Source organism: Streptomyces qaidamensis (assembly GCF_001611795.1).
Classification (GTDB): Bacteria; Actinomycetota; Actinomycetes; order Streptomycetales; family Streptomycetaceae; genus Streptomyces; species Streptomyces qaidamensis.
In genome coordinates this window covers 7,996,524-8,022,121 of record NZ_CP015098.1, presented here as the reverse complement: position 1 = coordinate 8,022,121, position 25,598 = coordinate 7,996,524, and the positions used below count along the sequence as shown (strand labels likewise).

General features: G+C 71.1%; 21 protein-coding genes. 15 read left to right on the top strand and 6 right to left on the bottom strand.

Going from position 1 to position 25,598, the window contains the following annotated elements:
* The first annotated feature begins 56 nt into the window (after positions 1 to 56).
* The 5 genes from A4E84_RS35195 to A4E84_RS35175 all read left to right on the top strand — a co-directional run bounded on the left by A4E84_RS35195 (position 57) and on the right by A4E84_RS35175 (position 4,802).
* A complete protein-coding gene (locus tag A4E84_RS35195) occupies positions 57 to 1,214 on the top strand; it encodes a phytanoyl-CoA dioxygenase family protein (protein ID WP_062930426.1) in 1,158 nt (385 codons plus the stop codon).
* 5 nt (positions 1,215 to 1,219) lie between these two features.
* Positions 1,220 to 1,996 carry an SDR family oxidoreductase gene (locus A4E84_RS35190; RefSeq protein ID WP_062930425.1) on the top strand — a complete coding sequence of 259 codons (777 nt, stop codon included), beginning with the start codon at positions 1,220 to 1,222 and terminating at the stop codon, positions 1,994 to 1,996.
* A gap of 45 nt (positions 1,997 to 2,041) precedes the next feature.
* On the top strand, positions 2,042 to 3,046 hold the full coding sequence (locus tag A4E84_RS35185; protein WP_062930424.1) for a Gfo/Idh/MocA family protein: 1,005 nt from the start codon (positions 2,042 to 2,044) through the stop codon (positions 3,044 to 3,046).
* A complete protein-coding gene (locus tag A4E84_RS35180) occupies positions 3,043 to 4,065 on the top strand; it encodes a Gfo/Idh/MocA family protein (protein WP_062930423.1) in 1,023 nt (340 codons plus the stop codon). Before A4E84_RS35185 ends, A4E84_RS35180 begins: the two co-directional genes overlap by 4 nt.
* A 350-nt stretch (positions 4,066 to 4,415) precedes the next feature.
* Positions 4,416 to 4,802 carry a hypothetical protein gene (locus tag A4E84_RS35175; protein WP_062930422.1) on the top strand — a complete coding sequence of 129 codons (387 nt, stop codon included), beginning with the start codon at positions 4,416 to 4,418 and terminating at the stop codon, positions 4,800 to 4,802.
* A gap of 117 nt (positions 4,803 to 4,919) precedes the next feature.
* On the opposite strand, the gene A4E84_RS35170 is transcribed toward A4E84_RS35175, so the two are convergent.
* The 5 genes from A4E84_RS35170 to A4E84_RS35150 are packed head-to-tail and all read right to left on the bottom strand — an operon-like array spanning position 4,920 to position 9,877.
* Entirely contained in the window at positions 4,920 to 5,939 is a 1,020-nt protein-coding gene (locus A4E84_RS35170) for a Gfo/Idh/MocA family protein (protein WP_062930421.1), read from the bottom strand.
* 18 nt (positions 5,940 to 5,957) lie between these two features.
* Positions 5,958 to 6,860, bottom strand: a complete 903-nt coding sequence (locus A4E84_RS35165) for a sugar phosphate isomerase/epimerase family protein (protein WP_062930420.1) — start codon at positions 6,858 to 6,860, stop codon at positions 5,958 to 5,960.
* A 1-nt stretch (position 6,861) separates the two neighbouring features.
* Positions 6,862 to 7,773: an ATP-binding cassette domain-containing protein gene (locus A4E84_RS35160; protein WP_062930419.1), complete on the bottom strand. Its 912-nt coding sequence runs from the start codon at positions 7,771 to 7,773 to the stop codon at positions 6,862 to 6,864.
* Between the two features lie 5 nt (positions 7,774 to 7,778).
* Positions 7,779 to 8,858, bottom strand: coding sequence for an ABC transporter permease (locus A4E84_RS35155; RefSeq protein ID WP_062930418.1), 1,080 nt, complete (start codon positions 8,856 to 8,858; stop codon positions 7,779 to 7,781).
* Positions 8,858 to 9,877 (bottom strand): sugar ABC transporter substrate-binding protein, encoded by a 1,020-nt coding sequence (locus tag A4E84_RS35150; RefSeq protein ID WP_062930417.1) that lies wholly within the window; start codon positions 9,875 to 9,877, stop codon positions 8,858 to 8,860. The genes A4E84_RS35155 and A4E84_RS35150 overlap by 1 nt, the downstream gene beginning before the upstream one ends.
* Before the next feature lie 322 nt (positions 9,878 to 10,199).
* Between A4E84_RS35150 and iolC the strand changes: the two genes are divergently transcribed.
* The 8 genes from iolC to A4E84_RS35110 all read left to right on the top strand — a co-directional run bounded on the left by iolC (position 10,200) and on the right by A4E84_RS35110 (position 21,517).
* Positions 10,200 to 11,177 carry a 5-dehydro-2-deoxygluconokinase gene (iolC, locus tag A4E84_RS35145; RefSeq protein WP_062930416.1) on the top strand — a complete coding sequence of 326 codons (978 nt, stop codon included), beginning with the start codon at positions 10,200 to 10,202 and terminating at the stop codon, positions 11,175 to 11,177.
* Between the two features lie 13 nt (positions 11,178 to 11,190).
* Positions 11,191 to 12,069, top strand: coding sequence for a Cgl0159 family (beta/alpha)8-fold protein (locus A4E84_RS35140; protein ID WP_062930415.1), 879 nt, complete (start codon positions 11,191 to 11,193; stop codon positions 12,067 to 12,069).
* 13 nt (positions 12,070 to 12,082) lie between these two features.
* Positions 12,083 to 12,976, top strand: a complete 894-nt coding sequence (gene iolB / locus A4E84_RS35135; protein ID WP_062930414.1) for a 5-deoxy-glucuronate isomerase — start codon at positions 12,083 to 12,085, stop codon at positions 12,974 to 12,976.
* A complete protein-coding gene (gene iolD, locus A4E84_RS35130) occupies positions 12,973 to 14,844 on the top strand; it encodes a 3D-(3,5/4)-trihydroxycyclohexane-1,2-dione acylhydrolase (decyclizing) (RefSeq protein WP_062930413.1) in 1,872 nt (623 codons plus the stop codon). The genes iolB and iolD overlap by 4 nt, the downstream gene beginning before the upstream one ends.
* Positions 14,845 to 14,885: 41 nt before the next feature.
* On the top strand, positions 14,886 to 16,379 hold the full coding sequence (locus tag A4E84_RS35125) for a CoA-acylating methylmalonate-semialdehyde dehydrogenase (RefSeq protein WP_062930412.1): 1,494 nt from the start codon (positions 14,886 to 14,888) through the stop codon (positions 16,377 to 16,379).
* 21 nt (positions 16,380 to 16,400) lie between these two features.
* Complete coding sequence (locus tag A4E84_RS35120; protein ID WP_062930411.1) at positions 16,401 to 17,186, top strand: GntR family transcriptional regulator; 786 nt, start codon at positions 16,401 to 16,403, stop codon at positions 17,184 to 17,186.
* 83 nt (positions 17,187 to 17,269) lie between these two features.
* Positions 17,270 to 18,370, top strand: coding sequence for a UDP-glucose 4-epimerase GalE (gene galE / locus A4E84_RS35115; protein ID WP_237305046.1), 1,101 nt, complete (start codon positions 17,270 to 17,272; stop codon positions 18,368 to 18,370).
* 6 nt (positions 18,371 to 18,376) lie between these two features.
* On the top strand, positions 18,377 to 21,517 hold the full coding sequence (locus A4E84_RS35110) for a putative bifunctional diguanylate cyclase/phosphodiesterase (RefSeq protein ID WP_062930410.1): 3,141 nt from the start codon (positions 18,377 to 18,379) through the stop codon (positions 21,515 to 21,517).
* 19 nt (positions 21,518 to 21,536) lie between these two features.
* Here A4E84_RS35110 and A4E84_RS35105 read toward each other — a convergent pair whose 3' ends face one another.
* Positions 21,537 to 23,351, bottom strand: coding sequence for a glycoside hydrolase family 15 protein (locus A4E84_RS35105; RefSeq protein ID WP_062931735.1), 1,815 nt, complete (start codon positions 23,349 to 23,351; stop codon positions 21,537 to 21,539).
* A gap of 159 nt (positions 23,352 to 23,510) precedes the next feature.
* On the opposite strand from A4E84_RS35105, the gene A4E84_RS35100 reads away from it, so the two are divergent.
* Positions 23,511 to 24,308, top strand: a complete 798-nt coding sequence (locus tag A4E84_RS35100; protein ID WP_062930409.1) for a glycosyltransferase family 2 protein — start codon at positions 23,511 to 23,513, stop codon at positions 24,306 to 24,308.
* Positions 24,305 to 25,591, top strand: coding sequence for a glycosyltransferase family 2 protein (locus A4E84_RS35095; protein WP_062930408.1), 1,287 nt, complete (start codon positions 24,305 to 24,307; stop codon positions 25,589 to 25,591). Before A4E84_RS35100 ends, A4E84_RS35095 begins: the two co-directional genes overlap by 4 nt.
* The last annotated feature ends 7 nt before the right edge of the window (positions 25,592 to 25,598 follow it).

Here is a 25,598-nt window from a genome sequence, read left to right as displayed (position 1 = left end):
TTTGTACTGACAAGAATGACAGGGCTGCGTCGCTCCGTGACCCCGAAGGGACGACGATGTCCTTCACTTCCGTCCACCACCGTGCCTGGCTGTCCGAACAGGACTGCGATCTCGACGCGTTCCGCGCGCTGGTCGAGCAGGCCACCGACCCCGCCGACTATCCGCACGCCTCCGCCGTGGAGCGGAACGTGCTCGTCTACGACTGCGGCCTGCTCGAAGGCGACCGGGTGGTCCAGGCCGAGCTGGTGCGGGCGCTCGCCGACGGGCCCGGCATCGTGGTCTTCCGCGGCGCCTTTCCCGATCTCCGGGTCGTGGACCGGGCCACCGACGTGTTCGAGGCGCTGATCGCCGAGCAGCGCGCCTCGGGCGCGGCCGCCGGTGACCACTTCGCCCAGCCGGGCGCCAACGACCGGGTGTGGAACGCGCTGGAGAAGGCGGCCCTCTACGACCCGGAGGCGTTCGCCGACTACTACGCGAACGAGATCCTGGCCCTGGTGGCCACCGCCTGGCTGGGTCCCGGCTACCAGGTCACCTCCCAGCTCAACGTGGTCAACCCGGGTGGCGCCGCCCAGACCGTGCACCGCGACTACCACCTGGGCTTCCTGTCGAACGAGGTCGCCGCCGCCTATCCGGCGCAGGTGCACCGCCTCTCCCCCGCGCTGACACTGCAGGGCGCGGTCGCGCACTGCGACATGCCGGTGGAGTCCGGGCCGACGATGTACCTGCCGCACTCGCAGAAGTACGAGCCGGGCTACCTCGCCTGGCGCCTGCCGGAGTTCCGGGCGTACTTCGAGGCGCACCAGGTGCAGCTGCCGCTCGCGAAGGGCGACGCGGTGTTCTTCAACCCGGCCCTGTTCCACGCGGCCGGCACCAACCGCTCGGCGGACATCCGGCGCATGGCCAACCTCCTCCAGGTGTCGTCCGCGTTCGGCCGTGCGATGGAGACGGTGGACCGGGAGGCGGTGGCGGGCGCGGTGTACCCGGTTCTCCTCAAGCGCAAGGCCGAGGGTGCCGACCAGGCGTGGCTGGACCAGGTGGTCGCGGCGAGCGCCGAGGGCTACCCCTTCCCCACCAACCTCGACAGCGACCCGCCGGTCGACGGCCTGGCCCCGCCCTCGCAGGCGGATGTGATGCGACGGGCACTGCGCGAGGAGTGGACGCCGGAGGCGCTCCGGGCGGAGCTGCGGGCCGGTGCCGAACGGCGAGAGAGCTGAGCACGATGGGACTTCTCGACGACAAGGCCGTCCTGGTCAACGGCGGAAGCCAGGGGGTCGGCGCGGCCATCGCGCGGGCCGCGGTGCGCGAGGGGGCGGTCGTGGCCGTCACCGGGCGGCGCCCCGGGCCCGGCGAGGCCCTGGTGGAGGAGCTGACCGCCGCGGGCGGCAAGGCCCTGTACGTGCGGGCCGATCTGTCGGACGCCGGGCAGGCCAAGGACTCCGTGGCGCAGGTCGTGCAGGAGTACGGCCGCGTCGACTGCCTCGTGAACTCGGCGGGACTGACCTCCCGCGGGACGCTGCTCGACACCACGCCCGAGCTGTTCGACCAGCACATCGGGATCAACCTCAAGGGCCCGTTCTTCGCGATGCAGGCGGTGGTGGCCGACATGGTGGGGCGTCAGGCGCCCGGCACGATCGTCAACATCATCACCTCGTCGGCGCACGGCGGACAGCCGTTCCTGGCGCCGTACGTCGCCGCGAAGGCGGGTCTGATCGGCCTGACCCGCAACGCCGCGCACGCCCACCGCTGGGACCGGGTCCGGATCAACGGCCTCAACATCGGCTGGACGGCGACGGAAGGCGAGGACGCGACGCAGAAGGCCTTCCACGGCGCCGGGGACGACTGGCGCGAGGAGGCCGCCACGAAGCTGCCCATGGGCAAGCTCGGGCAGCCGGACGAGATCGCCGACTTCGTGGTCTTCCTGCTGTCGGACCGGTCCGGGGTGGTCACCGGGTCGGTCATCGACTGGGACCAGAACGTCCTCGGCGGACTGGACTGACAACTCTCCCCGACCATCCCTCCCCCTCTCTAGGAGCAACACCCCATGCGCATCGGAATCCTCGGCCTCGGCCGCATCGGCGCCTTCCACGCCGAGACCCTCTTTGGACTCGACGCCGTCGACTCCCTCGTCCTGACCGACCCGTTCGCCGATGCCGCCAAGGCCGCCGCCGAGCGGTTCGGGGCCGATGTCGTGGACTCGCCGGAGGCCCTGCTGGCCGCCGGTGTGGACGGCATCGTCGTCGCGGCCGCGACGGACGCCCACCCCGCGCTGATCCTGGCCGGTGTCGAGGCCGGCGTCCCCGTCTTCTGCGAGAAGCCCGTCGCCAGGACCATGGCCGAGGGTGTCGAGGTGCTCAAGGCCGTCCGCGGCCGGGACGTGCCGATCCAGATCGGCTACAACCGCCGTTTCGACACCGGTTTCGTCAATGCCCGCGCCGCCGTGCGCAGCGGTGAACTCGGCAAGCTGCACACGGTCCGCTCGACCACACTGGACCCGGCGCCCCCGCCGGCCGCGTACATCGCCGCGTCCGGCGGCATCTTCCGCGACTGCTCGGTGCACGACTTCGACATCATCCGCTGGGTGACCGGCCGTGAGGTGACCGAGGTGTACGCGGTGGGCGGCAATCGCGGCGCCGAGTACATCAAGGAGGCCGGTGACGCCGACACCACCGGCGCGATCCTCACCCTCGACGACGGCACCATCGCGGTCGTCTCCAACTCCCGCCACAACGCCCGTGGTTACGATGTCCGCATGGAGATCCACGGCTTCCAGGACTCCGTCGCGGTCGGCCTGGAGGACAAGCTGCCGCTGCGCTCCGTCGAGCCCGGGGTGACCTTCCCGGCGGGCACCCCGCACGACTTCTTCATGGACCGCTTCACCGAGGCCTACCGCGCCGAACTGACCGCGTTCACCGAGGTCGTGGCCGGCAGCCGTCCCTCCCCCTGCACCATCGAGGACGCGCTGGAGGCGGGCTGGATCGCCGACGCGTGCACCCTGTCGCTGCACGAGCACCGTCCCGTGACGATCGAGGAGGTACGGCAGGCATGAGCGAGAAGGGCCGGGAACCACTGCGCATAGGAGTGCTGGGAGCTGCGCGGATCACCGAGCGGTCCCTGATCGACCCGGCCCGGGCGACCGGCCACCGCCTCGTCGCGGTGGCCGCCCGCGACCGCGCCCGAGCCGAGGCGTTCGCCGCCGGGCACGGGGTGGAGCGGGTGGCGTCTTCGTACGCCGAACTGATCGCCGACCCCGAGATCGACGTCGTCTACAACCCGCTCGTCAACGGCCTGCACGGCCCCTGGAACCTGGCCGCCCTCGCGGCGGGCAAGCACGTGCTGTCGGAGAAGCCGTCGGCGAGCAACGCCGAGGAGGCGACGGAAGTGCGGCGGGCCACCGAGAAGGCCGGCACGGTCTTCATGGAGGCCTTCCACTACCTCTTCCACCCCGTCACCCGGCGCCTCCACGAGCTGCTGGCCTCCGGCGAACTCGGCGAACTGCGGCACGTCGAGGCCATGGTCGCCATCGCCGCGCCGCCGGACACCGACCCGCGCTGGTCGCTGCCGCTGGCCGGCGGCGCCCTGATGGACCTCGGCTGCTACAGCCTGCACGCGCTGCGGATGCTCGCCCCCTGGGCGGGCGGCGCACCGCGCCCGACCGCGGCCCGGGCCGGGGAGCGCGCGGGCGCGCCCGGGGTCGACGAGTGGCTGGACGCCGATCTGGAGTTCCCGGGCGGCGCGACGGGCTCGGCCCGCTGCCACATGGCGTACGACGGGCTGGACATGAGCATCCGGATCGTCGGTTCCCGGGGCGAGGCGACGGCCCCGAACTTCGTCCTGCCCCCGCTGGACGACCGCATCGTCATCCGCACCGCGCAGGGCGAGCGCACGGAGCACCTCGGCATCCGCTCGTCGTACGCGTACCAACTGGAGGCGTTCGCCGCCCGGGTGCGCGACGGCGCGCCGCTGCCGCTGGACGCGGACGACGCGGTGACGACGATGGAACTGATCGACGCGTGCTACCGGGAGGCGGGGTTCGAGCCGCGTCCGCGTACGGTGCTCACGGGCTGAGAGAGCGTAGGCGGCGACGATCGGGCGTGTGTTGAGGGCAGGTGACGGTGATGCCCTGGATCGGGCGGTGGGTGCCTGCCTCGCGGACCGGCCGTACAGCAGTCGACTCAGCCGGCAAATCCGAGTCAAACCCGAATACGCACTCCGAATCCTGGGTGTGACGGATATCCCGGACACTCCAGAAATTTAATCAAACCCTCCGGGGCGAATGATCCGAATCGGCGGACCTCCCTTCGAAAAGGCACCCGCAATCTTCCGAGGACCAGCCGCCCAGAAGATCATTTCATGTACCCTCCAACTGACCAGCGCGCCACAGGAAGTGGCGTCAGGGAGAACAAGGAGGCAGCAACGTGAAGGCCAGGAGACTGATCGGCGCCGGGGTCGCAGCAGTGGCGATGACGGCCATGGCATCCGCACCGGCAAGTGCCGATGAGACGGTCACCGGCGGCAACGTGGAGATGGTGATTTTCGGCAGCGGTACGCGCGTCAACTCCGTCACTATCCACGGGATCCCGGAACCCCAAGGCCCCGCCCAGTATCAGTTCACCTATTTCGCCACCACCTCGCCGACCAAGACGCACACAATGATTTGCGGCGGCAGCAGCACGGGGGGCAGCTGCAGTCACAAATTCACGATCAATGCCACATACGCCAAGGGAGTCGGAATCAGAAGCTGCGGGTCGATCAAGCGTGTCGACAACCAGCAGATCCTCGGAACTGCCTGCAAGAATTGGTGATGGAGTAAAACCTCGCCTGGCGCGGTGCACTCCACGATGCTTGCGGACTTTCCGCCCCGACCGGGAGTCGGGGCGGAAGTCGTAAGAGGCGTGAGACAGGGCTTGATCAAGCGGGACTCACCGGTACAGGGTGGGCTTCTCCACCAACGCCACCTCTACGCGGCCCCCGTCCTGAAGTGCCCGCACGCCCGCTTCGCACACCGCCGCCGCGGCATAGCCGTCCCACACGCTCGGGCCGGTGACCTCGCCGCGGCGGGTGGCGTCGATCCAGGTCTGGATCTCCTGGTCGTAGGCCGTCTCGAAGCGTTCGGTCCAGTCCTGTGCGATGGTGCCGCCCCAGCGGCCGGCCATGTTGGTGACCAGGGCGTGATCGTCGCCGATGCGGGCGGTGCCGCGTTCGCAAACCACCTCGGCCTGGACCTGGTAGCCGAAGCCGCAGTTGACGAAGATCTCGACGTCGCTGAGGGCGCCGCCGTCGGTCTCGAAGACGACGAACTGGGGGTCCTGGAGGGCGTCCGGGGCGCTGGCCGAGGGGGTGGGGCGCAGCACCGTGACGGCTGTGATCTCGTGGTCCAGCAGCCAGCGGGTCGCGTCGGCCTCGTGGGCGACGGAGTCGCTGATCAGCATGGAGCTGGTGAAGAAGGGCGGGCTGGCGACGTTGCGGTGCCGGTTGTGCAGCATGAGCGGACGGCCCAGCTGACCCGTCGTCAGCAGGGCCTTCAGCTTCGCGTACTCGGGGTCGTAGCGGCGCATGAAGCCGACCTGGACCCGGCGGTGGCCGAGTCGCTGTTCGGCTTCGAGGACGCGCAGCGCGGACGCCGCGTCGGGGGTGAGCGGCTTCTCGCACAGGACGGGCAGATCGTGCTCGAAGGCGGCGAGGAGAGTGGCCTCGTGGGCCGGGCCCGGGGAGGCGATCAGGACGGCGTCCACGCCGGCCGCCGCCATCGCGGCAGCCGGGTCGGTGTGGGCGGTGCAGCCGTCGACACGCGCGGCGACGGCCTTCGCGCGCTCCGCGTCGACGTCCACGACGGCCGCCACCCGTGCTCCGCTGGTGACTTCGTGGATGCGGCGCACATGGTCGGCGCCCATCCTTCCGGTACCGATGACCGCGACTCCCAGAGGGGCACGCTCCGTCATGGCCGTCCTTTCGGGTCGTCAGGCGCCGCAGGACCTCAGGAACTTGCGGGTGCGCACCGCGATCGGCAGCGGCTTGTCCGGCTCGCACGGGTACATGTCCTGCTCGACGATGGCGAAGAGGTCCACGCCCAGCTTCTGGGCGGCCGTCAGGACGGGGCCGAGCTCCGGGACACCGGCGGGCGGTTCGCACATGACGCCGCGCGCCACGGCGGGGCCGAAGGGCACCTCGTTCTTCACCACGTCGGCGAGGATCTCCGGGTCGACCTGCTTGAGGTGGAGGTAGCCGATGCGCTCGCCGTACGTCTCGATCAGCTTGACGCTGTCGCCGCCGCAGTAGGCGTAGTGCCCGGTGTCCAGGCAGAGGTTGACCGCGTCGGAGTCGGTCGAGTCGAGGAACTGCTCGACGTGCTCCTCGGTGTCGATGTGGGTGTCGGCGTGCGGGTGGACGACGATGTCCAGGCCGTACTTGTCCTTCACCTCGCGGCCGAGGCGCTCCATGCCCGTGGTGAGGTTGCGCCACTGCTCGGTGGTGAGCTCCGGGGGCTCCAGGATCTCGGCGGTCTTGTCGTCCCGCCAGAAGGACGGGATGACGACCAGGTGTTTCGCGTCCATGGCCTGGGTGAGGGCGGCGACCCGGCTGACCTGCTCCCAGGTGGAGTCCCACTCGGACGGGCCGCGGTGCAGACCGCAGAAGATCGTGCCGGCGGAGACCTTCAGGTTCCGCTTGGTCACCTCGTCGGTGAGCCGGGCCGGGTCGGTCGGCAGGTAACCGTACGGGCCGAGTTCGATCCAGGAGTAGCCGGCCTCGGCGACCTCGTCGAGGAAGCGTTCCCAGGGCACCTGCTGGGGGTCGTCGGGGAACCAGACGCCCCAGGAGTCGGGGGCGGAGCCGACCCGGATGCGGTCGAGCGCGTGGGCCATGTCAGGACTTTCCTTCCGAGGACGTGCCTACGGGAGCGGTGAGGTCCCCGTCTTCGGGGAGCTCTTCGACGTCGACGCCACGGACCTGCGCCAACTCGTGCTTGAGGGAGGCCAGTTCGGTACCGCCGGCCATGTGGTTGGTCAGCTCTTCGAGGCTGACCTCGCTGCGGGAGGCGGACAGTTCCATGGTGCCCAGGCGCAGCACGCTGAAGTGGTCGCCGACCATGTAGGCATGGTGCGGGTTGTGGGTGATGAAGATGACGCCGAGGCCCTTCTCGCGGGCGGCGGCGATGTACTTCAGCACCACACCGGACTGCTTGACGCCGAGGGCGGCGGTCGGCTCGTCCAGGATGAGGACGCGGGCGCCGAAGTAGACGGCGCGGGCGATGGCGACGCACTGGCGCTGGCCGCCGGAGAGCGTGCCGATGGGCTGTTCCATGTCGTCGAGGACGATGCCCATGTTGCGCAGTTCCTCGTCGGCGGTCTTCTTCATCTTCTCGATGTCGAGACGGCGCACCGGCCAGGGGCCCTTGGTCATCTCGGAGCCGAGGAAGAAGTTGCGCCACACCGGCATCAGCGGGACGACGGCGAGGTCCTGGTACACCGTGGCGATGCCCTTGTCGAGGGCCTCGCGCGGGGTGGAGAAGCGCACTGGTTCGCCGTCGACGAGGAACTCGCCCTCGGTGTGCTGGTGCAGACCCGAGATGATCTTGATGAGGGTGGACTTGCCGGCGCCGTTGTCGCCGAGGACGCAGGTCACCTTGCCGGGGTGGACTTCCAGGCTCACGCCGTGCAGGGCGCGGATGTTGCCGTAGGACTTGCCCGCGGCCTTCAGCTCGATCACGGGACGCTCGTCCGCGGGCCGGGTGTCCTTCAGAACGGCCCCGTGGGTGCCGGTGGAGTTGCTTGTCATTCCGATCACCTCCGGGTCGCTTGCTTGCGGACCCACAGATTGACGAGGGTGGCGCCTACGAGCATCACGCCGAGGAAGGTCTTGAACCAGTCGGGGTTCCAGGTGGCGTAGACGATGCCCAACTGGACCAGGCCGAACATGAACGCGCCGAAGACCGGGCCGATGATCGTGCCGTAACCGCCGGTCAGCAGACAGCCGCCGACCACCGCCGCGGCGATGTAGATCAGCTCGTTGCCCACGCCCTCACCGGACTGCACGGTGTTGTACTGGAACAGGTTGTGCATGCCGACGAACCAGGCGCCGAAACCGACCAGCACGAACAGCGAGATCTTGGTGAAGTTCACCGGGACGCCGACGGCGCGGGCGCTGTCCTTGTTGCCGCCGACCGCGAAGATCCAGTTGCCGTACTTGGTGCGCAGCAGGACCCACGTGGCCAGCGCCGCGAAAGCCAGCCACCACAAGACAGTGACCTTGACGTTGACTCCGCCGACGTCGAAGGACGAGGCGAACAGGGCCTTGGCCTGGTCGAAGCCGTCCATGTCGCTGATGTCGTCCGTGGCGACGTTGCCGGTGACCAGCTTGGTCACCGCCAGGTTCACGCCCTGCAGACCCATGAACGTGCCCAGGGTGACCAGGAAGCTCGGCAGCCCGGTCTTCACCAGCAGCCAGCCGTTGAAGAAGCCGATCGCAAGCGACACCACCAGGGCCGCGATCACGCCGACCCAGACGTTCAGGGTCAGCTCGAAGGCGGTCATGCTCGCCGTCAGCGCCGAGGCGACCGGCGCGACGCCGGAGGACAGGTCGAACTCGCCGCCGATCATCAGCAGCGCCACAGGCAGGACCATGATCCCGATGGTCGACGACTGGTAGAGGACCGTCGACATCGAACTGCCCTGGCGCAATGTCGGCGCCATGATCAGGAAGAAGACCAGGATGGCCAGGGCGCCGAGGAAGACGCCCACCTCGGGCCGAGCGAGCAGTCTCAGCACCAGGGAGCGCTGCTGGGTCCGCCCGTCCTTCTCCTTGCCCGGGCCGGAGACCGGCGGTGAAGTCACCGCCGGCTCAGCCTGCTGGGTCATGCTCATCACCGGGTACCCTTCGCGGCGAACTCGGCGATCTTGTCGACGTTGGACTTGTCGACGAAGGCCGGGCCGGTCAGCACGGGCTGCTCGCCGCCGCCGCTGTAGTTGCCGTTGTTCTTGTAGAGCCACAGACCGTCGACGGCCAGGTAACCCTGCAGGTAGGGCTGCTGGTCCACCGCGAACTGGATGTCGCCGCTCTTGACGGCCTGGATGAGTTCCTTGTTGAGGTCGAAGGTCGCGACCTTCGCCTTGCTGCCGGCATCGCTCACCGACTGCACCGCGGTCAGCGCGAACGGGGCTCCGAGCGTGACGACGTAGTCGATGGAGGAGTCCTGCTTCAGCTTGGCGGTGAGCGTCGACTTCACCGACGGCTTGTCCGCGCCGTTGACGTTCTGGACGTCGAGCTTGCCGTCGAAGGTCTTCTCCACGCCGTCGCAGCGCTGGGTGAGACCCACGTTGCCCTGCTCCTGGATGACACAGAGGGCGTGCTTCGCACCGACCTCGTTGAGCTTCTTGCCGAAGGCCTCGCCCGCGACGGACTCGTCCTGGCCGAAGAACTCCAGCATGTTGAACTGCTTCCAGTCGCTCAGACCGGAGTTGAGGCCGACGACGGGTATGCCGGCCTTGTCCGCCTTGCCTATGACGCCCTTCATGGCGTCCGGCTTGGCGAGTGTGACCGCGATGCCGTCGACCTTCTGGTCGATCGCGGTCTGGACCAGGTTGGCCTGGTTGCCGGCGTTCGGGTCGGCGGAGTAGATGAGCTTGATGTTGTCCTTGGCGGCCGCGGCCTCGGCGCCCTTGCGGACGGTGTCCCAGAAGGTGTCGCCGGGCGCCTGGTGGGTGACCAGCGCGACCGTCATGCGCGGGGTGGTCGCCTTGCCGGCCGACGCGTTTGCCGCGCCTTCCTCGGACTTCTTGCCTCCGGAACTGCTGGAGCAGCCGGCGAGGGTCAGGGCCGCTGCCGCGGCCACGGCGATGACGGGCGCGAACCTGCGGGAGCGGGGGTGAGAAGAGCGGTCCATCTTTCCTGGCACCTCACTGTGCTACTGCGGGGGAAAGGAAGGGATCACGAAGGGATCCGTGGTCCCGGAGCCTTACGGAGTCCGGATCATGATGCCGCAAACCGACTGTTGCGATGGCACGGGATACAAGTCGCTGCCAGGCCCGCTGTCAATACTTTGTTAAGACATCATTTCACAAGCAGGTCCGAATGTAAGTACAAACTATTGACAGCGCCGCCCTCCGAGACCTACACCTGGGGGGCGGCAGGTCCCGTGGATCCACGCCCCCACCGTGGCAGGGCGCCCCAGGACCCGCATCCCCAGCTTCCCGAGGAGGTCGCGCATGGCCGAGCCAGCCCAGTATTTCGATGTGATCACGATGGGCCGCATCGGGGTCGACCTCTACCCCCTGCAGACCGGCGTCCCGCTGGCACAAGTGGAGACGTTCGGGAAATTCCTGGGAGGTTCCGCGGCCAATGTGGCGGTCGCCGCGGCCCGCCTCGGACGCCGTACGGCGGTGATCACACGCACCGGCGACGACCCCTTCGGCACCTATCTGCACGAGGAGCTCAAGGGCTTCGGCGTCGACGACCGCTGGGTGACCCCGGTCGGCGCGTACCCGACGCCGGTCACGTTCTGCGAGATCTTCCCGCCGGACGACTTCCCGCTCTACTTCTACCGCCGCCCCAAGGCCCCGGACCTGGAGATCCACACCGACGAGCTGGACTTCTTCGCCATCCGCGGGGCCCGGATCTTCTGGATCACCGGCACCGGCCTGAGCGAGGAGCCCAGCCGCTCCGCCACCCTCGCCGCCCTCAAGGCCCGCGACAAGTCCGGCACCACCGTCTTCGACCTCGACTGGCGGCCCATGTTCTGGCGCGATCCCGAGGAGGCCCGCCCGTACTACCGCGAGGCCCTGCGGCACGCCACGGTCGCCGTCGGCAACCTCGACGAGTGCGAGATCGCCACCGGCGTGCGCGAGCCGCAGGCCTGCGCGGACGCGCTGCTGGAGGCGGGCGTGGAGCTGGCCGTCGTCAAGCAGGGCCCCAAGGGCGTCCTGGCCGTGCACCGCGACGGCACCCGGGCCGAGGTGCCGCCGGTGCCCGTCGAGGTGGTCAACGGCCTCGGCGCGGGCGACGCCTTCGGCGGCTCGCTCTGCCACGGTCTGCTCGCCGGCTGGGACCTGGAGAAGACCATGCGCCACGCCAACGCCGCCGGCGCCCTCGTCGCCTCGCGCCTCGCCTGCTCCTCCGCGATGCCCACCGAGTCCGAGGTCGCGGACCTCCTCGCCGGGGTGCCGTCGCCGAGCACGAGCCACTGAAACGGAGCCTTCCTTGAACATCGGCATCCCCGACCTCACCACGGTCCGGGCCCGCAATCCCGAGGCCGTCGCCGAGGCGGCGGCCCGGCGGACGCGGCGCCCGCTGCTCGGCGACAGCGGTCGCCTGATGATCGTGGCCGCCGACCACCCGGCGCGCGGCGCCCTCGGGGTCGGCGACCGGCGCCTGGCCATGGCCAACCGCGCCGACCTGCTGGAGCGGCTGTGCACCGCGCTGTCGCGGCCCGGCGTCGACGGGGTGCTCGCCACCGCCGACATCCTGGAGGACCTGCTCCTGCTCGGGGTGCTGGAGAACAAGGTCGTCATGGGCTCGATGAACCGCGGCGGACTCGCCGGCGCCGCCTTCGAGATGGACGACCGCTTCACCGGCCACCGCGCCGAGGACATCGCGCGGCTCCGCTTCGACGCGGGCAAACTCCTGGTCCGCATCGACTACGACGACCCGGGCTCGCTGACCACCCTGGAGTCCACGGCCCGGGCCATCGACGCCATGGCGGACCTGCGGCTCCCCCTGTTCGTCGAGCCGTTCATCTCCCGGCGGGTCGAGGGCAGGGTGCGCAACGACCTGTCCGCCGAGGCCGTCACCCGCTCCGTCGCCATAGCCTCCGGGCTCGGCGGCACCTCCGCCTACACCTGGCTGAAGCTGCCCGTCACCGACGACCCGGACGACATGGCCGAGGTGCTGGAGACCTCCACCCTGCCCGTCGTCCTGCTCGGCGGCGAGGTGGGCGAGGACCAGGAGGGCGCCTACGAACGCTGGCGCAAGGCCCTGCGGCTGCCCACCGTCCAGGGCATGGTCGTCGGACGGTCGCTGCTCTACCCGGCCGGGGGCAGCGTGGAAGAAGCGGTCGACACGGCCGTCGGTCTGCTGTGATCCGGAGGATGCCATGACGTACCACCTTCCCGCCGGCAAGGCCCTCGGCGGCCCCTACGCCGTCGACGTCACGCCCGAGAAGGCCGGCTGGGGACACTCCAGTCTGCGGGTCCTGGAGCTGCCGCCGGGCGGCGCGCACTCCTTCGACACCGGTGACAGCGAGTGGATCGTCGTCCCGCTGAACGGCGGCTGCACGGTCGCCGCCGGGGACGACTTCGGCCAGGAGACCTTCGAACTGAAGGGCCGGGCCGACGTGTTCAGCGGCGTCAGCGACTTCGCGTACGTGCCGCGCGACGCCCGCGTCACCGTGACGTCCGCCGGCGGTGGCCGCTTCGCGCTCACCGGCGCGCGCTGCACCCGCCGCCTGCCCGCCCGCTACGGCCCGGCCTCCGAGGTGCCGGTGGAGCTGCGGGGCACGGGGAACTGCTCCCGGCAGGTCAACAACTTCGGCGCGGCCGGGGTCTTCGAGTGCGACAAGCTCATCGCGGTCGAGGTGATCACGCCGGGCGGCAACTGGTCGTCGTTCCCGCCGCACAAGCACGACGAGCACCGGCCGGGCGAGGAGTCCGTGCTGGAGGAGATCTACTACTTCGAGTTCGCCGGTCACGACGGCGTCCCCGGCCTCGGCTACCAGCGCGTGTCCCCCTCCGGCCCGGGCCGGGACACCGACGTGCTGGCCGAGGTCCGCGACGGCGACGTCGTCCTCATCCCGGACGGCTGGCACGGGCCGTCGATGGCCACGCCCGGCCACCACATGTACTACCTCAACGTCATGGCGGGCCCGGAGGCCGAGCGCGCCTGGCTGATCTGCGACCACCCCGACCACGCCTGGGTCCGCGACACCTGGCCGGACCAGCCGGTCGACCCCCGCCTCCCCCTCTACACCGCCCCGGAGACCTCCGTATGAGCGCCCCCACCCGCCGACTGACGACCGCCCAGGCACTGGTGCGGTTCCTGTCCGCCCAGTACACCGAGCGGGACGGCGTGCGCCGTCGGCTGATCGCCGGAACCTGGGGCATCTTCGGACATGGCAACGTTGCCGGGGTCGGCCAGGCGCTGGTCGAGTACGCCGATGTGATGCCGTTCCACCAGGGCCGCAACGAGCAGTCCATGGTGCACGCGGCGGTCGGCTACGCCCGGCAGCTGAACCGCCTGTCCGCGCAGGCGGTGACGACCTCGATCGGCCCGGGCGCCACCAACCTGGTCACCGGCGCGGCCCTGGCGACGATCAACCGGCTGCCGGTGCTTCTCCTGCCCGGCGACTACTTCGCCTCGCACGCCCCCGACCCGCTGCTCCAGCAGCTGGAGCACCCGGTCGAGGCCGACGTGTCGGTCAACGACACGCTGCGCCCGGTGTCGAGGTACTTCGACCGGATCACCCGCCCCGAGGCGCTGATCCCCTCGGCGCTCCAGGCGATGCGGGTGCTGGCCGACCCGGCCGAGACCGGCGCCGTCACCCTCGCCCTGCCGCAGGACGTGCAGGCGGAGGCGTACGACTGGCCGGAGGAGTTCTTCGCCGAGCGCGTCTGGTACGTACGGCGCCCCGCGCCGGACCCGGTCGAGCTGAGCGCCGCGGTCGAGGCGATCCGGTCGGCCGGGCGGCCGCTGATCGTGGCGGGCGGCGGCGTCCACCACAGCGAGGCCGAGGCGGCGCTGAAGGCGTTCGTGGAGGCCACCGGCATCCCGGTCGCCTCCACCCAGGCCGGTAAGGGCTCGCTGCGCCACGACCACCCCGCCGACCTCGGCGGCATCGGGCACACCGGCACCGCGGTCAGCGACGAACTGGCCCGCACCGCCGACCTTGTGATCGGCGTCGGCACCCGCTACACCGACTTCACCACCGCCTCCGGCACGCTCTTCCAGAACCCGGACGTGCGGTTCCTCAACCTCAACATCACCGGCTTCGACGCGCACAAGCTGGCCGCGCGGACGCTGGTGTGCGACGCGCGGTCCGGTCTGGAGAGGCTGCTGGAGGCGCTCTCCGGCCACCGCGTGAGCCAGGCGTACGAGGCCGAGTACCGCGCCGGCAAGGAGCGCTGGGAGGAGGTCGTCGAGGCCGCCTACCGGGCCGACGACGAGAACGCGGTCCCGACCCAGACGCAGGTGCTCGGCGCCCTGGACGCGGCCGTCGGCGACGACGACGTGGTGATCAACGCGGCCGGTTCGCTCCCCGGCGACCTGCACAAGCTGTGGCGCTCCCGCAGCCCGCGCCAGTACCACCTGGAGTACGGCTACTCCTGCATGGGCTACGAGATCCCGGCCGGCATCGGCGTCCAGCAGGCCGCCCCGGGCACCCCGGTGTGGGCGCTGGTCGGCGACGGCACCTACCTGATGATGCCGACGGAGATCGTCACCGCCGTCCAGGAGGGCCTGCCGGTCAACATCGTCCTCCTCCAGAACCACGGCTACGCCTCGATCGGCGGCCTGTCGGAGGAGACCGGCGGCGAGCGGTTCGGCACCGCCTACCGCTTCCGGGCCGCCGACGGCACCTTCACCGGCGCCCCGCTCCCCGTCGACCTGGCCGCCAACGCCGCCAGCCTCGGTATGGACGTGCTGCGCGCCAAGACCGTGCGCGAGCTGCGCGAGGCGCTCGCCGCGGCCCGCGCCTCGGACCGGCCGACCTGCGTGTACGTCGAGACCGACCCGGCCCCGACCGCTCCCCCGGCCGAGGCCTGGTGGGACGTGCCGGTGGCCGAGACCGCCTCCCGCGAGGCGGCCGTTCAGGCCCGCGAGCGCTACGACCGCCAGGTCGCGGACCGCCGCCGCCACCTCTGACTCTCCTTGAACTCAAGCTCCACGAAAGGCCCTTGCGCACCATGAAGACCATCACCCACTGGATCGACGGCAAGCCCGTCGAGGGCACCTCCGGCCGGTTCGGCCCCGTCTACAACCCGGCGACCGGCGCCCAGGAGAAGCAGGTCGCGTTCGCGTCCGTCGACGAGGTCGACGCCGCGGTCGCCTCCGCCCGGGCCGCCTTCGAGAGCTGGGGCGAGTCCTCCCTGGCCAAGCGCACGGCGATCCTGTTCAAGTACCGCGAGCTGCTCGACGCCCACCGCGACGAGATCGCCGAGCTGATCACCGCCGAGCACGGCAAGGTGCACTCGGACGCGCTCGGCGAGGTCGCCCGCGGCATGGAGATCGTGGAGCTGGCCTGCGGGATCTCCGTCCAGCTCAAGGGCGAGCTGTCCACCCAGGTCTCGACCCGGGTCGACGTGGCCTCGATCCGCCAGCCGCTGGGTGTGGTCGCGGGCATCACGCCGTTCAACTTCCCGGCGATGGTGCCGATGTGGATGTTCCCGCTGGCGATCGCCTGCGGCAACACGTTCGTGCTGAAGCCGTCCGAGAAGGACCCGTCGGCCTCCTTCCGGCTCGCCGAGCTGGCCACCGAGGCCGGTCTGCCGGAGGGCGTCCTGAACATCGTGCAGGGCGACAAGACGGCCGTGGACCGCCTCCTGGAGCACCCGGACATCGAGGCGGTGTCCTTCGTCGGCTCGACGCCGATCGCCAAGTACATCCAGCTCAAGGCCGTCGAGCACGGCAAGCGGGTGCAGGCCCTGGGCGGCGCCAAGAACCACATGCTGGTGCTGCCCGACGCCGACCTGGAGCTCGCCGCCGACCAGGCCATCAACGCCGCGTACGGCTCGGCGGGCGAGCGCTGCATGGCCGTGTCGGTGGTCGTGGCCGTCGGGGACATCGGCGACGAGCTGGTGGGCAAGATCGCCGAGCGGGCGAGGAACCTGAAGATCGGCCCCGGCGACGACCCGGCTTCGGAGATGGGCCCGCTGATCACCCGCGAGCACCGCGACAAAGTGGCGTCCTACGTGACGTCGGCCGCCGAACAGGGCGCCGAGGTCGTGGTCGACGGCACGGGCTTCTCGGTCGACGGCCATGAGGACGGCTTCTTCCTCGGTGTCTCCCTGCTGGACCGGGTGCCAGTGACGGCGGACGCGTACCAGGACGAGATCTTCGGCCCGGTGCTGGCGGTCGTCCGGGCGGAGACGTACGAGGAGGCCATCCGGCTGATCAACTCCTCCCGCTGGGGCAACGGCACCGCGATCTTCACCCGGGACGGCGGCGCGGCCCGCCGCTTCCAGCTGGAGGTCAAGGCGGGCATGGTCGGCGTCAACGTGCCGATCCCGGTCCCCGTCGGTTACCACTCCTTCGGCGGCTGGAAGGACTCCCTCTTCGGCGACCTGCACATCTACGGCAACGACGGCATCGCCTTCTACACCCAGGGCAAGGTCATCACGACCCGCTGGCCGGACCCCTCCGACGGCGGTATCAACCTCGGCTTCCCCAGCAACTCCTGACACCCGTAGGGGGGTTCATCCATGGCGAAGACCGGTGACCGGGCCCGCACCACGGCGGCCTCCGCGCTCGGCTCGCTGGACTTCGCCCTGGACCGGGGCAGTCCCGTGCCGCTCTACCACCAGCTCGCGCAGCAGCTGGAGGCGGCGATCGCGCAGGGGGCCCTCGCCCCGGGGAACCTCCTGGGCAACGAGGTCGACCTGTCCGTGCGTCTCGGCCTGTCCCGCCCCACCGTCCGCCAGGCCATCCAGTCCCTCGTCGACAAGGGGCTGCTGGTCCGGCGGCGCGGGGTGGGCACGCAGGTGGTGCACAGTCAGGTCAGACGCCCGCTGGAACTGAGCAGCCTCTACGACGACCTGGAGACGGCGGGGCAGGGGCCGACCACCGAGGTCGTGCGCAACTCGGTCGTCCCGGCCGCCTGTGACGTGGCCGCCGCCCTGGGGGTGCCGGAGGGCAGCGAGGTGACCGTCCTGGACCGGCTGCGCCGCACGCACGGCCGGCCGGTGGCGCTGCTCCGCAACCACCTGCCGCTGCCCCTGCTGGACCTCGACACCGCCCGCCTGGAGTCGACCGGCCTGTACCGCATGATGCGCTCGGCGGGCATCACGCTGCACAGCGCCCGCCAGACGGTCGGCGCCCGCGCGGCCACCGCCCGGGAGGCGTCCCGCCTGGACGAGGAGGAGGGAGCGGCGCTGCTCACCATGCAGCGCACGGCGTACGACGACACGGGGCGCCCGGTCGAGTACGGAACGCACCTCTACCGGGCCTCGCTCTACACGTTCGACTTCCAGTTGCTGGTTCGGCCTTGACCGGACTCGGGGGTCGGGTGCAAAGTCGTACATATACACCGTAAACATACGGTATCGACCGCACCCGACGCGGGAGTCCAGGCATGGCCCGCAGGAACCAGATGCCGACCGCTCGAGGAGCCGGATCCCCATGGGCTCCCTCGACCGTCCTTGTCACCGGCGGGGCCGGTTTCATCGGCAGCCACACCTGCGTGGAACTGCTGGACCACGGCTACGAGGTGATCGTGGTCGACGACTACTCCAACAGCACACCCCAGGTGTTCGCCCGGGTGGAACGGATCGCCGGCCGGTTCGTCGGCGCCGTCTACGAGCTGGACATCCGTGATCGGCACGCCCTCTCGGCCGTCTTCGACCGCCACTCCGTGGACGCCGTCGTGCACTTTGCCGCGCACAAGGCCGGGGGCCTGTCGACACGGATGCCCGTCGCGTACTACGACACCAACGTCGGCGGCACCACCGCCCTGCTGCGGACCATGCACGAGCACGGGGTGCACCGGCTCGTCTACCCGTCCTCCTGCTGGATCTACGGCGACGCGGGCGGCGGTCCGCTCGACGAGACCACGCCCGTCCGGCCCGGCACCCCGTACGCGGCCTCGAAGTGGATCTGCGAACAGATCCTCGCGGACGTCTGCCGCAGTCACCCCGAGTACGCCGTGCTGTGCCTGCGCTACCCCGTCCCGGCCGGGGCCCACCCGAGCGGGCTTCTCGGCGAGGACCCGCGCCACACGCCCGAGAACCTGCTGCCGTACCTCGCGCAGGTGGCGGTCGGCCGGCGCGACAAGCTCTCCGTCCACGGCGACGACTACCCGACCCGCGACGGCACCGGGATCCGTGACTACCTCCACGTCATGGACGCCGTCGAAGCACACCGCGTGGCGCTGGACCACCTGGCCGACGCGCCGGGCATGCAGGTGTACAACCTGGGTGCGGGCACGGGCAGTTCCGTCCTCGACGTCGTCGACATGTTCTCCCGGGCCTGCGGCAGGCCCATCCCCTACGACGTCGGACCTCGCCGCCGCGGGGACGTCGCCGAGCTGGTCGCCGACGCGACGGCCGTGGAGCGTGCCTGGGGCTGGCGCCCCACCAGGGATCTCGCCGACGTGTGCCGGGACGCCTGGCGTTTTCAGCTGCTCAATCCGCATGGTTACTCGGGCACCGCGCGGCCGCCGGAGACCGAGGACTAGGCCGCCATGCGGCGCCCGTCGGCCGACAGAGGCGGCCCGGCCGCCCGGCAGGCGGCCGGCTATCTGACGCCGGCCGGGCTCCTCACCGCGGTGTACGTGGCCGTGCCGGTGGTGCGCACACCGCTGTGGGCCTTCCTCGGGCTGCTGGGGGTCGCGGCCGTCCTGGCCGGAGTGCGGATCCACCGCCCCCCTCCCCGCGGTTCCCGGTCGTGGCTGCTGCTCGCCGCCGGACTGCTGGTCTTCACCGCGGCCGGCACCTTCTCCCACGCGCAGGAGGCGTACTTCTCCGCGTCGGCCTCGTTCCCCTCCCCGGCGGACGCCTGCCGGCTCGCCGTGTACCCGCTTCTCGCCTTGGGCCTGTCCGGTCTGCTGCGCTACCGCTGGACGGGCCGCGACCTGCCCGGGCTGCTCGACGCCCTGGTCATCACCTGCGGGCTCGCGCTGCCGCTGTGGGTCTATCTGGTGCAGCCGCTGGCCCGGCAGGAGGGGCTGAGCTGGCAGCAGCGCGCGATCAGCGTCGCCTTCCCGCTCGGGGACGTCCTGGTGCTGGCCCTGCTTCTCCGGCTGCTCGCGCGCAGCCCCTCCCCCGGCACCAACCGGGCTGCCCGGCTGCTCCTCCTGGGCGCCGTCACCCTGTTCGGCTTCGACATCGCCCGCAGCATCCTCCGGCTGAACGGCGCCTGGCAGGCGGACACCCTGCCGGCCGTCGGAGGCATCGTGTTCTGCACCGCCTGGGGACTGGCCGCGCTGCACCCCTCGATGGTCCGGCTGACCTCGCCGGACTCACCGCCCCAGTCGCTGCTGCCACCCCGGCGCCGGCTGCTGCTGCTCGGCATCGCGACCCTGATCCCACCGGCGATCCGCGCGCACGAGGAGGGCAACGGCCTGGACTACGACGCGACCGTGCTGGCCGCGTTCTCGGGCCTGCTCTTCCTGCTGGTGATCTTCCGGCTCACCCTGATGGTCATCGCCCACCGCAGGGCCATGACGCGGGAGCTGGCCCTGCGCACCGCGTCCGCCTCCTTGATGGGGGCCTCCTGGCCGGAGGAGATCGCGCGGGCCTGCGACACGGCGGTCACGTCCCTGTTCGGACCGCAGGCCCGGCACGTGACCCTCCTGCTGTCGGCGGAGGAGGCCCGTGGCCTCTACGACCGGCTGGAGCGCTGCACCACCGGGGCGGACGACGGCGGGTCCGCCGCGGCGGTCCGCAGCCGCACGGTCATCGTCCCGTCCGCCGCGCTGGGCCCGGGGTTCGCCGCGCGGCTCGGCAAGCTGCCGGCCGCTTTGCTCTGCCCCATGGTCCAGCCCGAGCAGCCGGCCGGCGGCGAGCTGCCGGGAGTGCTGCTGGCAGCCGGTTCCGAGCGGCAACTCGCCGAGATACGGGGGTCCCTGGAGCTGCTCGCCTCGCACGCGGGGCTGACGAGAGAGCGCATCGCGCTGCGGCAGGAGGTCATTCGACGGGAAAGCGAGACCTACTTCCGCACCCTGGTGCACAACGCCTCGGACGTCATCCTCATCGTCAACGACGACACCACCGTCCGCTACGCGAGCCCGTCCGCCGGGACCGTGTTCGGCCGCACCGACCTCACGGGCACACGCCTGCCCGACCTGGTGGACGCCCCGGAACGGGACCGGGTCGTCCGCACCCTGGCGGCCCTGCGCGGCGACGAGCGGCAGGAAGCGCACGACCACTGGCGGATGTCCCGGGAAGCGGTCCGCATCGAGGTGGAGGTGCGCTGCCGGGACCTGCGGCAGGATCCGACCGTGGGCGGCCTGGTCGTCACCCTGCGGGACGTCACGGAGCAACGGCAGCTGGAGCACGAACTCACCCAGCGGGCCTTCCACGACTCCCTGACCGGCCTGCCCAACCGCACGCTGCTGCTGGAGCGGACCGAACGGGCGCTGCGCCGGGGCCACCGGGAGTCCACGACCACCTGCCTGCTCTTCATCGACCTGGACGACTTCAAGATCGTCAACGACACCCTCGGGCACTCGGTCGGCGACCGGCTGCTGTGCGCCGTGGCCGAGCGCCTGTCGGGGACGCTGCGGCGCACCGACACGGCCGCCCGGCTCGGCGGCGACGAGTTCGCCGTGCTGGTGGAGGACGCGGACCAGCCGATCGACGCCGAGGTACTGGCCGCGCACGTGGTCCGGACGCTCAGCCGGCCGTTCCACCTGGCGGTGGAGTCGGTGAGCGTCTCGGCGAGCGTGGGCGTGGCGACGGCCAAGGACAGCACGGACGCCGGGGAACTGCTCGCGCTGGCCGACCTGGCCCTGTACGCCGCCAAGGCGTCCGGCAAGCGCACCTGGCGCCGGTTCCAGCCCCAGCAGCGCATCCGCGTCGTGGAGCGCCACGCCTTGCAGGCGCGGCTGGACCATGCCATCAGCAAGGAGCAGTTCGGGCTGCGCTACCAGCCGGTGGTGGACATCGCCGCCGGACGCGTCGTGGGCTTCGAGGCACTGGCTCGCTGGCCGGAGCTGGGGCCCGATCCTGTCCCTCCCGGCCAGTTCATCCCGCTGGCCGAGGAGACCGGGCACATCTCGACGCTCGGCGCGTGGGTGCTGCGCAGGTCCACGGCCGACATCGCCCGGCTCCAGCGGCGCACGCCGCACCTCGACCCGCCGCCGTACCTCAGCGTCAACGTCTCCACGCGGCAGTGGCGGGACAGGAACTTCCTGGATGAGGTGTGCGCCGCTCTCGACGCCACCGGGCTCGCCGCGGGCACGCTGCAACTGGAACTGACCGAGTCGGTGCTCATGCAGCGCACCGACCAGATCGACGCCCAGATCCAGGCGCTCAAGGACCGCGGGGTCCGCATCGCCGTCGACGACTTCGGCACCGGATTCTCCTCGCTGCGCTACCTCCGGGACTTCCCCATCGACGTGCTCAAGATCGACAAGTCGTTCATCGACGGCATCCCGCACGACCCCCAGCAGGTCGCCCTGGTCGAGGGCATCGTGCATCTCGCCGAGACGCTCGACCTCCAAGTGATCGCCGAGGGCATCGAGGAGCAGCCCCAGCGGGACCTGCTGGCGGACATCGGCTGCCGGTACGGACAGGGTTTCCTGTTCGCCCGGCCGATGACGGTGGAGCAGGGCGAGGCGGTGCTGCGCGAGCGCAACGGCCACGGGCGGACCGACCGCTGAGGGCCCGCCGGGCACGGCTTCAGCGCCGGACGGTCCCGGACCCCGGGCGGTCCCACGCGGATGCCGCCGACAGGCCGAACGCCGTCTCCACGAGCGCGATGTGGCTGAACGCCTTGGGCGCGTTGCCCAGCTGACGGCCCGTGTCCGGATCCCACTGCTCGGCCAGCAGCCCGACGTCGTTACGGACGGCGAGGACCCGTTCGAAGGCCTCCCGGGCCTGCTGCCGGTGCCCAGTGACGGCGAGGGCGTCGGCGTACCACAGGGAGCAGGAGACGAACGTGCCCTCGGCGCCGTCCGCGGCCCCGGTCCCGGGGCCGTCCGGCGCGTACCGGCGGACGAACCCGCCGTGCCCGAGACGGCCCAGGGCCCGCACGGTGCCGCGCACCCTTTCGTCGTGGGCAGGCAGGAACCCGACCCTGGGGATGAGCAGCGCCGAGGCGTCAAGGCCGGGTGCGCCGTAGGACTGCACGAAGGTGCTCCGGGCGGTGTCCCAGCCTTCCCGGCAGACCTGCCGGTGCACCTCCTCGCGCATGGCCTGCCACCCCCCGGAGGAGCCGTTGCGCCCGAGCAGTTCGGCCATGCGCAGGGCGCGGTCGGCGGCCACCCACGTCATGACCTTGGAGTGCACGAACTGCCGGCGCGCCCCGTCCTGCTGCCACAGTCCCTGGTCCGGTTCGCGCCAGTGCCGCAGCAGGAAGCCCATGAGCGATTCGACCAGGTCCCACACGTGGGCGGGCATCGGGACACCGGCGCGCAGCGACAGCCACAAGGTGTCCATGACCTCGCCGTAGACGTCCAGCTGGAAGGTGCTCACCGCCGAGGTGCCGAACCGGACGGGCCGGGAGCCCTCGTAGCCGGGCAGCCAGGGCGCCTCGGTCTCCGGCAGCAACCGCTGCCCCTTGACGCCGTAGACGGTCTGGAGATCGGCGGGATCGCCCGCGACGGCCCGTACCAGCCAGCCCAGCCAGGCCGCGGCCTCGTCCCGGTAGCCGCTGCGCAGCAGGCAGGACAGGGTCCGCGAGGAGTCGCGCAACCAGCAGAAGCGGTAGTCCCAGTTGCTCGCGCCGCCGATGCGGCCGGGCAGGGATGTGGTGGGGGCGGCGACGATGGCGCCCGTGGGGGCGTAGGTGAGGGCTTTGAGGGTGATCAGGGAACGCATCACGGCGTCCCGCCACGGCCCCTGGTAGGAGCATCGGGCGGCCCAGCGTCGCCAGAAGTCGGAGGTCTCCTTCAGGGCGGTCTCCGCCGGGACGGACATGGGCGAGGGCGGCGCGGACCGGTACGACGGCGTCCACCCCAGCGTGAGGCCCAGCCGCCGCCCGGCCGTCACGGTGAACTCCCAGACGGTGGCGTCCTCGTCGCCCCGATCACGGACATGGCCGTCACTGCCCAGCCAGACGGCGTCCGGGCCGGCGACGGCGACGGTGCAGTGGCCGACGTCCCGGACCCAGGGCACGACACGACCCTGGTGGAAGCGCAGGCGCAGTTCGCTGCGCAGCACCACAGAGCCGGACAGGCACTCGACCAGGCGGACGATGCACGGCACGTCGGCACGCGGCGGCATCAGGTCGGTGACCCGGACCGTTCCCGTGGGTGTCTCCCAGACGGAGTCCAGGACCAGGGTGTCGGCCCGGTAGGAGCGGCGGGTGCACACACCGCCGGACACCGGGGCGAGACGCCAGCGGCCGTTGTCCTCGGTGCCCAGCAGGGCCGCCAGGCAGGCCGGGGAGTCGAAACGGGGCAGACAGAGCCAGTCGACAGACCCGTCCCGGCCGACCATGGCGGCCGTCTCCAGATCGCTGATGAGCGCGTAATCCTCGATGGGTGCATTCATGATCGGGACTACGCCGTCGTGCACTTTGCCGCTGTCCACGTTACGCCGGTCGAACCCTTGACGGCCCTTGACCTGAGGGGTAAATCGGGCAAAATGTACGTATACACCGTAAATATATGGCGTCACCCCCAAGGCGCCACACGCGGAGATACCGGCATCATGAACCACACGCACCAGCTCCCCGAGCTCCCCACCCCGCACGCCAACGGCTCCGTGCACCCGATGCGCCGGGCGGGAGACCGTCCCCCGCCCGGGGCCACGGTGAGCCTCGTCGTCCCCGCCCGCAACGAGGCCCGCAATATCCCCTGGGTCTTCGAGCAGATCCCGGACTGCGTCGACGAGGTCATCCTGGTCGACGGGGACTCCGTCGACGCCACGGTGCACATGGCGACCCGGTGCCTGCCGACCGTCCGCCATGTCGAACAGAGCGGCCCGGGCAAGGGCAACGCTCTGCGCACCGGCTTTCTCTCGGCGACCGGCGACCACATCGTGATGATGGACGCCGACGGCAGCATGCTTCCCGGGGAGATCCCGCACTACCTGCACTTCCTCGACAACGGCTTCGACTTCGTCAAGGGCTCGCGGTTCATCGCGGGCGGCGGCTCCCTCGACATCACCCGCATCCGGCGGCTCGGCAACCAGGTGCTGCTGGCCGCCGTGAACCACCTCTACGACGCCAAGCTGACGGACCTCTGCTACGGGTTCTGCGCCTTCCGCCGTGACTTCCTGGACGACCTCGACCTGCACTCCACCGGGTTCGAGATCGAGACCGAGATGATCGCCCATGCGCTCCGCTCGGGGCTGCGCATCGCCGAGGTCCCGAGTCTCGAACTGCCGCGGCGCAGCGGGCGTTCCAACCTCCACGCCGTCTCCGACGGCCGCCGGGTGCTGCGCACGCTGCTGTCCGAGCGTCCAGGCGCCCGCTCAGCCGCGCGTGCCGGAGGGAGCGCGGCATGAGCATCGCCCGGCGGCCCGCGGAAGTCCCCCGGCCCACGGCGGCGGACCCCGGTCCCGCCGGGTCCGCGTACACGCCGGTCGAGGTCGTCGACATCGACCTGGCGCGACCGTACGAGTTCCGTCCGCCCGCGGCGGGCCCGGCCCCGGTGCGCGCCACGCCGCCGGTGCTGGCTCTGGTGCGGCTGCACGGCCGCCCCCTGGGTCTGGTCACGGTGGACGGCCGCGAGGACGGCACGCCCGAGGATCTGTGGCGATCCGTGGCCGGCACAGCCCGGCGGCGGTTCCCGCTTCAGCGCGCGGGAACCGCCCGGGCCACCCCGCTCTTCCCGCCGGCCATCAGCGTGATCATCGCGACGCACAACCGGCCGGGGATGCTCCGGGACTGCCTGGAGTCCCTGCTGCGGGTGGAGTACCGGGACTTCGAGGTGATCGTCGTGGACAACGACCCGGCGGACGACAGCGCCGAGCGGCTGGTCCGCGACGCGTACGGGAGCCGGGTCCGCTACGTCCGGGAGCCCGTGGCGGGCCTGGCCCACGCGCACAACCGGGGTCTGGCCACCGCCCGCGGCGAGATCGCCGCCTTCACCGACGACGACACCCTGGTCGACCCCGGCTGGCTCGCCGCACTCGCCGAGGGCTTCGCCCAGGGCCCCGGCGTCGGCTGCGTGACGGGGCTCATCGTCCCGGCCGAGCTGGAGACCGCGGCCCAGGCGGACCTGGAGAGGCACGGCGGCTTCGCCAAGGGGTTCACACCACGCACCTGGTCCCTTCGCCACCCGCCGCAGGACCCATTGTTCCCCTTCACAGCGGGACGTTTCGGGTCCGGCACCAACATGGCGTTCCGGGTCTCCGCGCTGCGCACGCTGGGCGGTTTCGACCCGGCCACGGGCACCGGGACCCCGGCCCGCGGCGGCGACGACCTGCTCGCCTTCTTCCGTATCCTGACGGCCGGTCACACCCTGACCTACCAGCCCGCAGCGATCGTCTGGCACCGCCACCGCCGCACCCACAAGGCCCTGGAGGCGCAGGTGTTCGGCTACGGGGCCGGTCTCGGCGCCTATCTCACCGGCGCCCTGGCGCGCGACCCCCGCATGATCCCGGCCCTGCTGCGCAGGCTGCCCGGGGGCGTGCGGTACGCCGTGACCCTGACACACCACAAGGCGGGGACGGACAGCACCCGGTCACGCCGGCTCGCGCGCCTGGAGCTGACCGGACTGCTGTACGGGCCGCTCGGGTATCTGCGCAGCCGCCGCCGCAACCGCGTCGGCCGCCACCCGGCCTGAGGAAGGG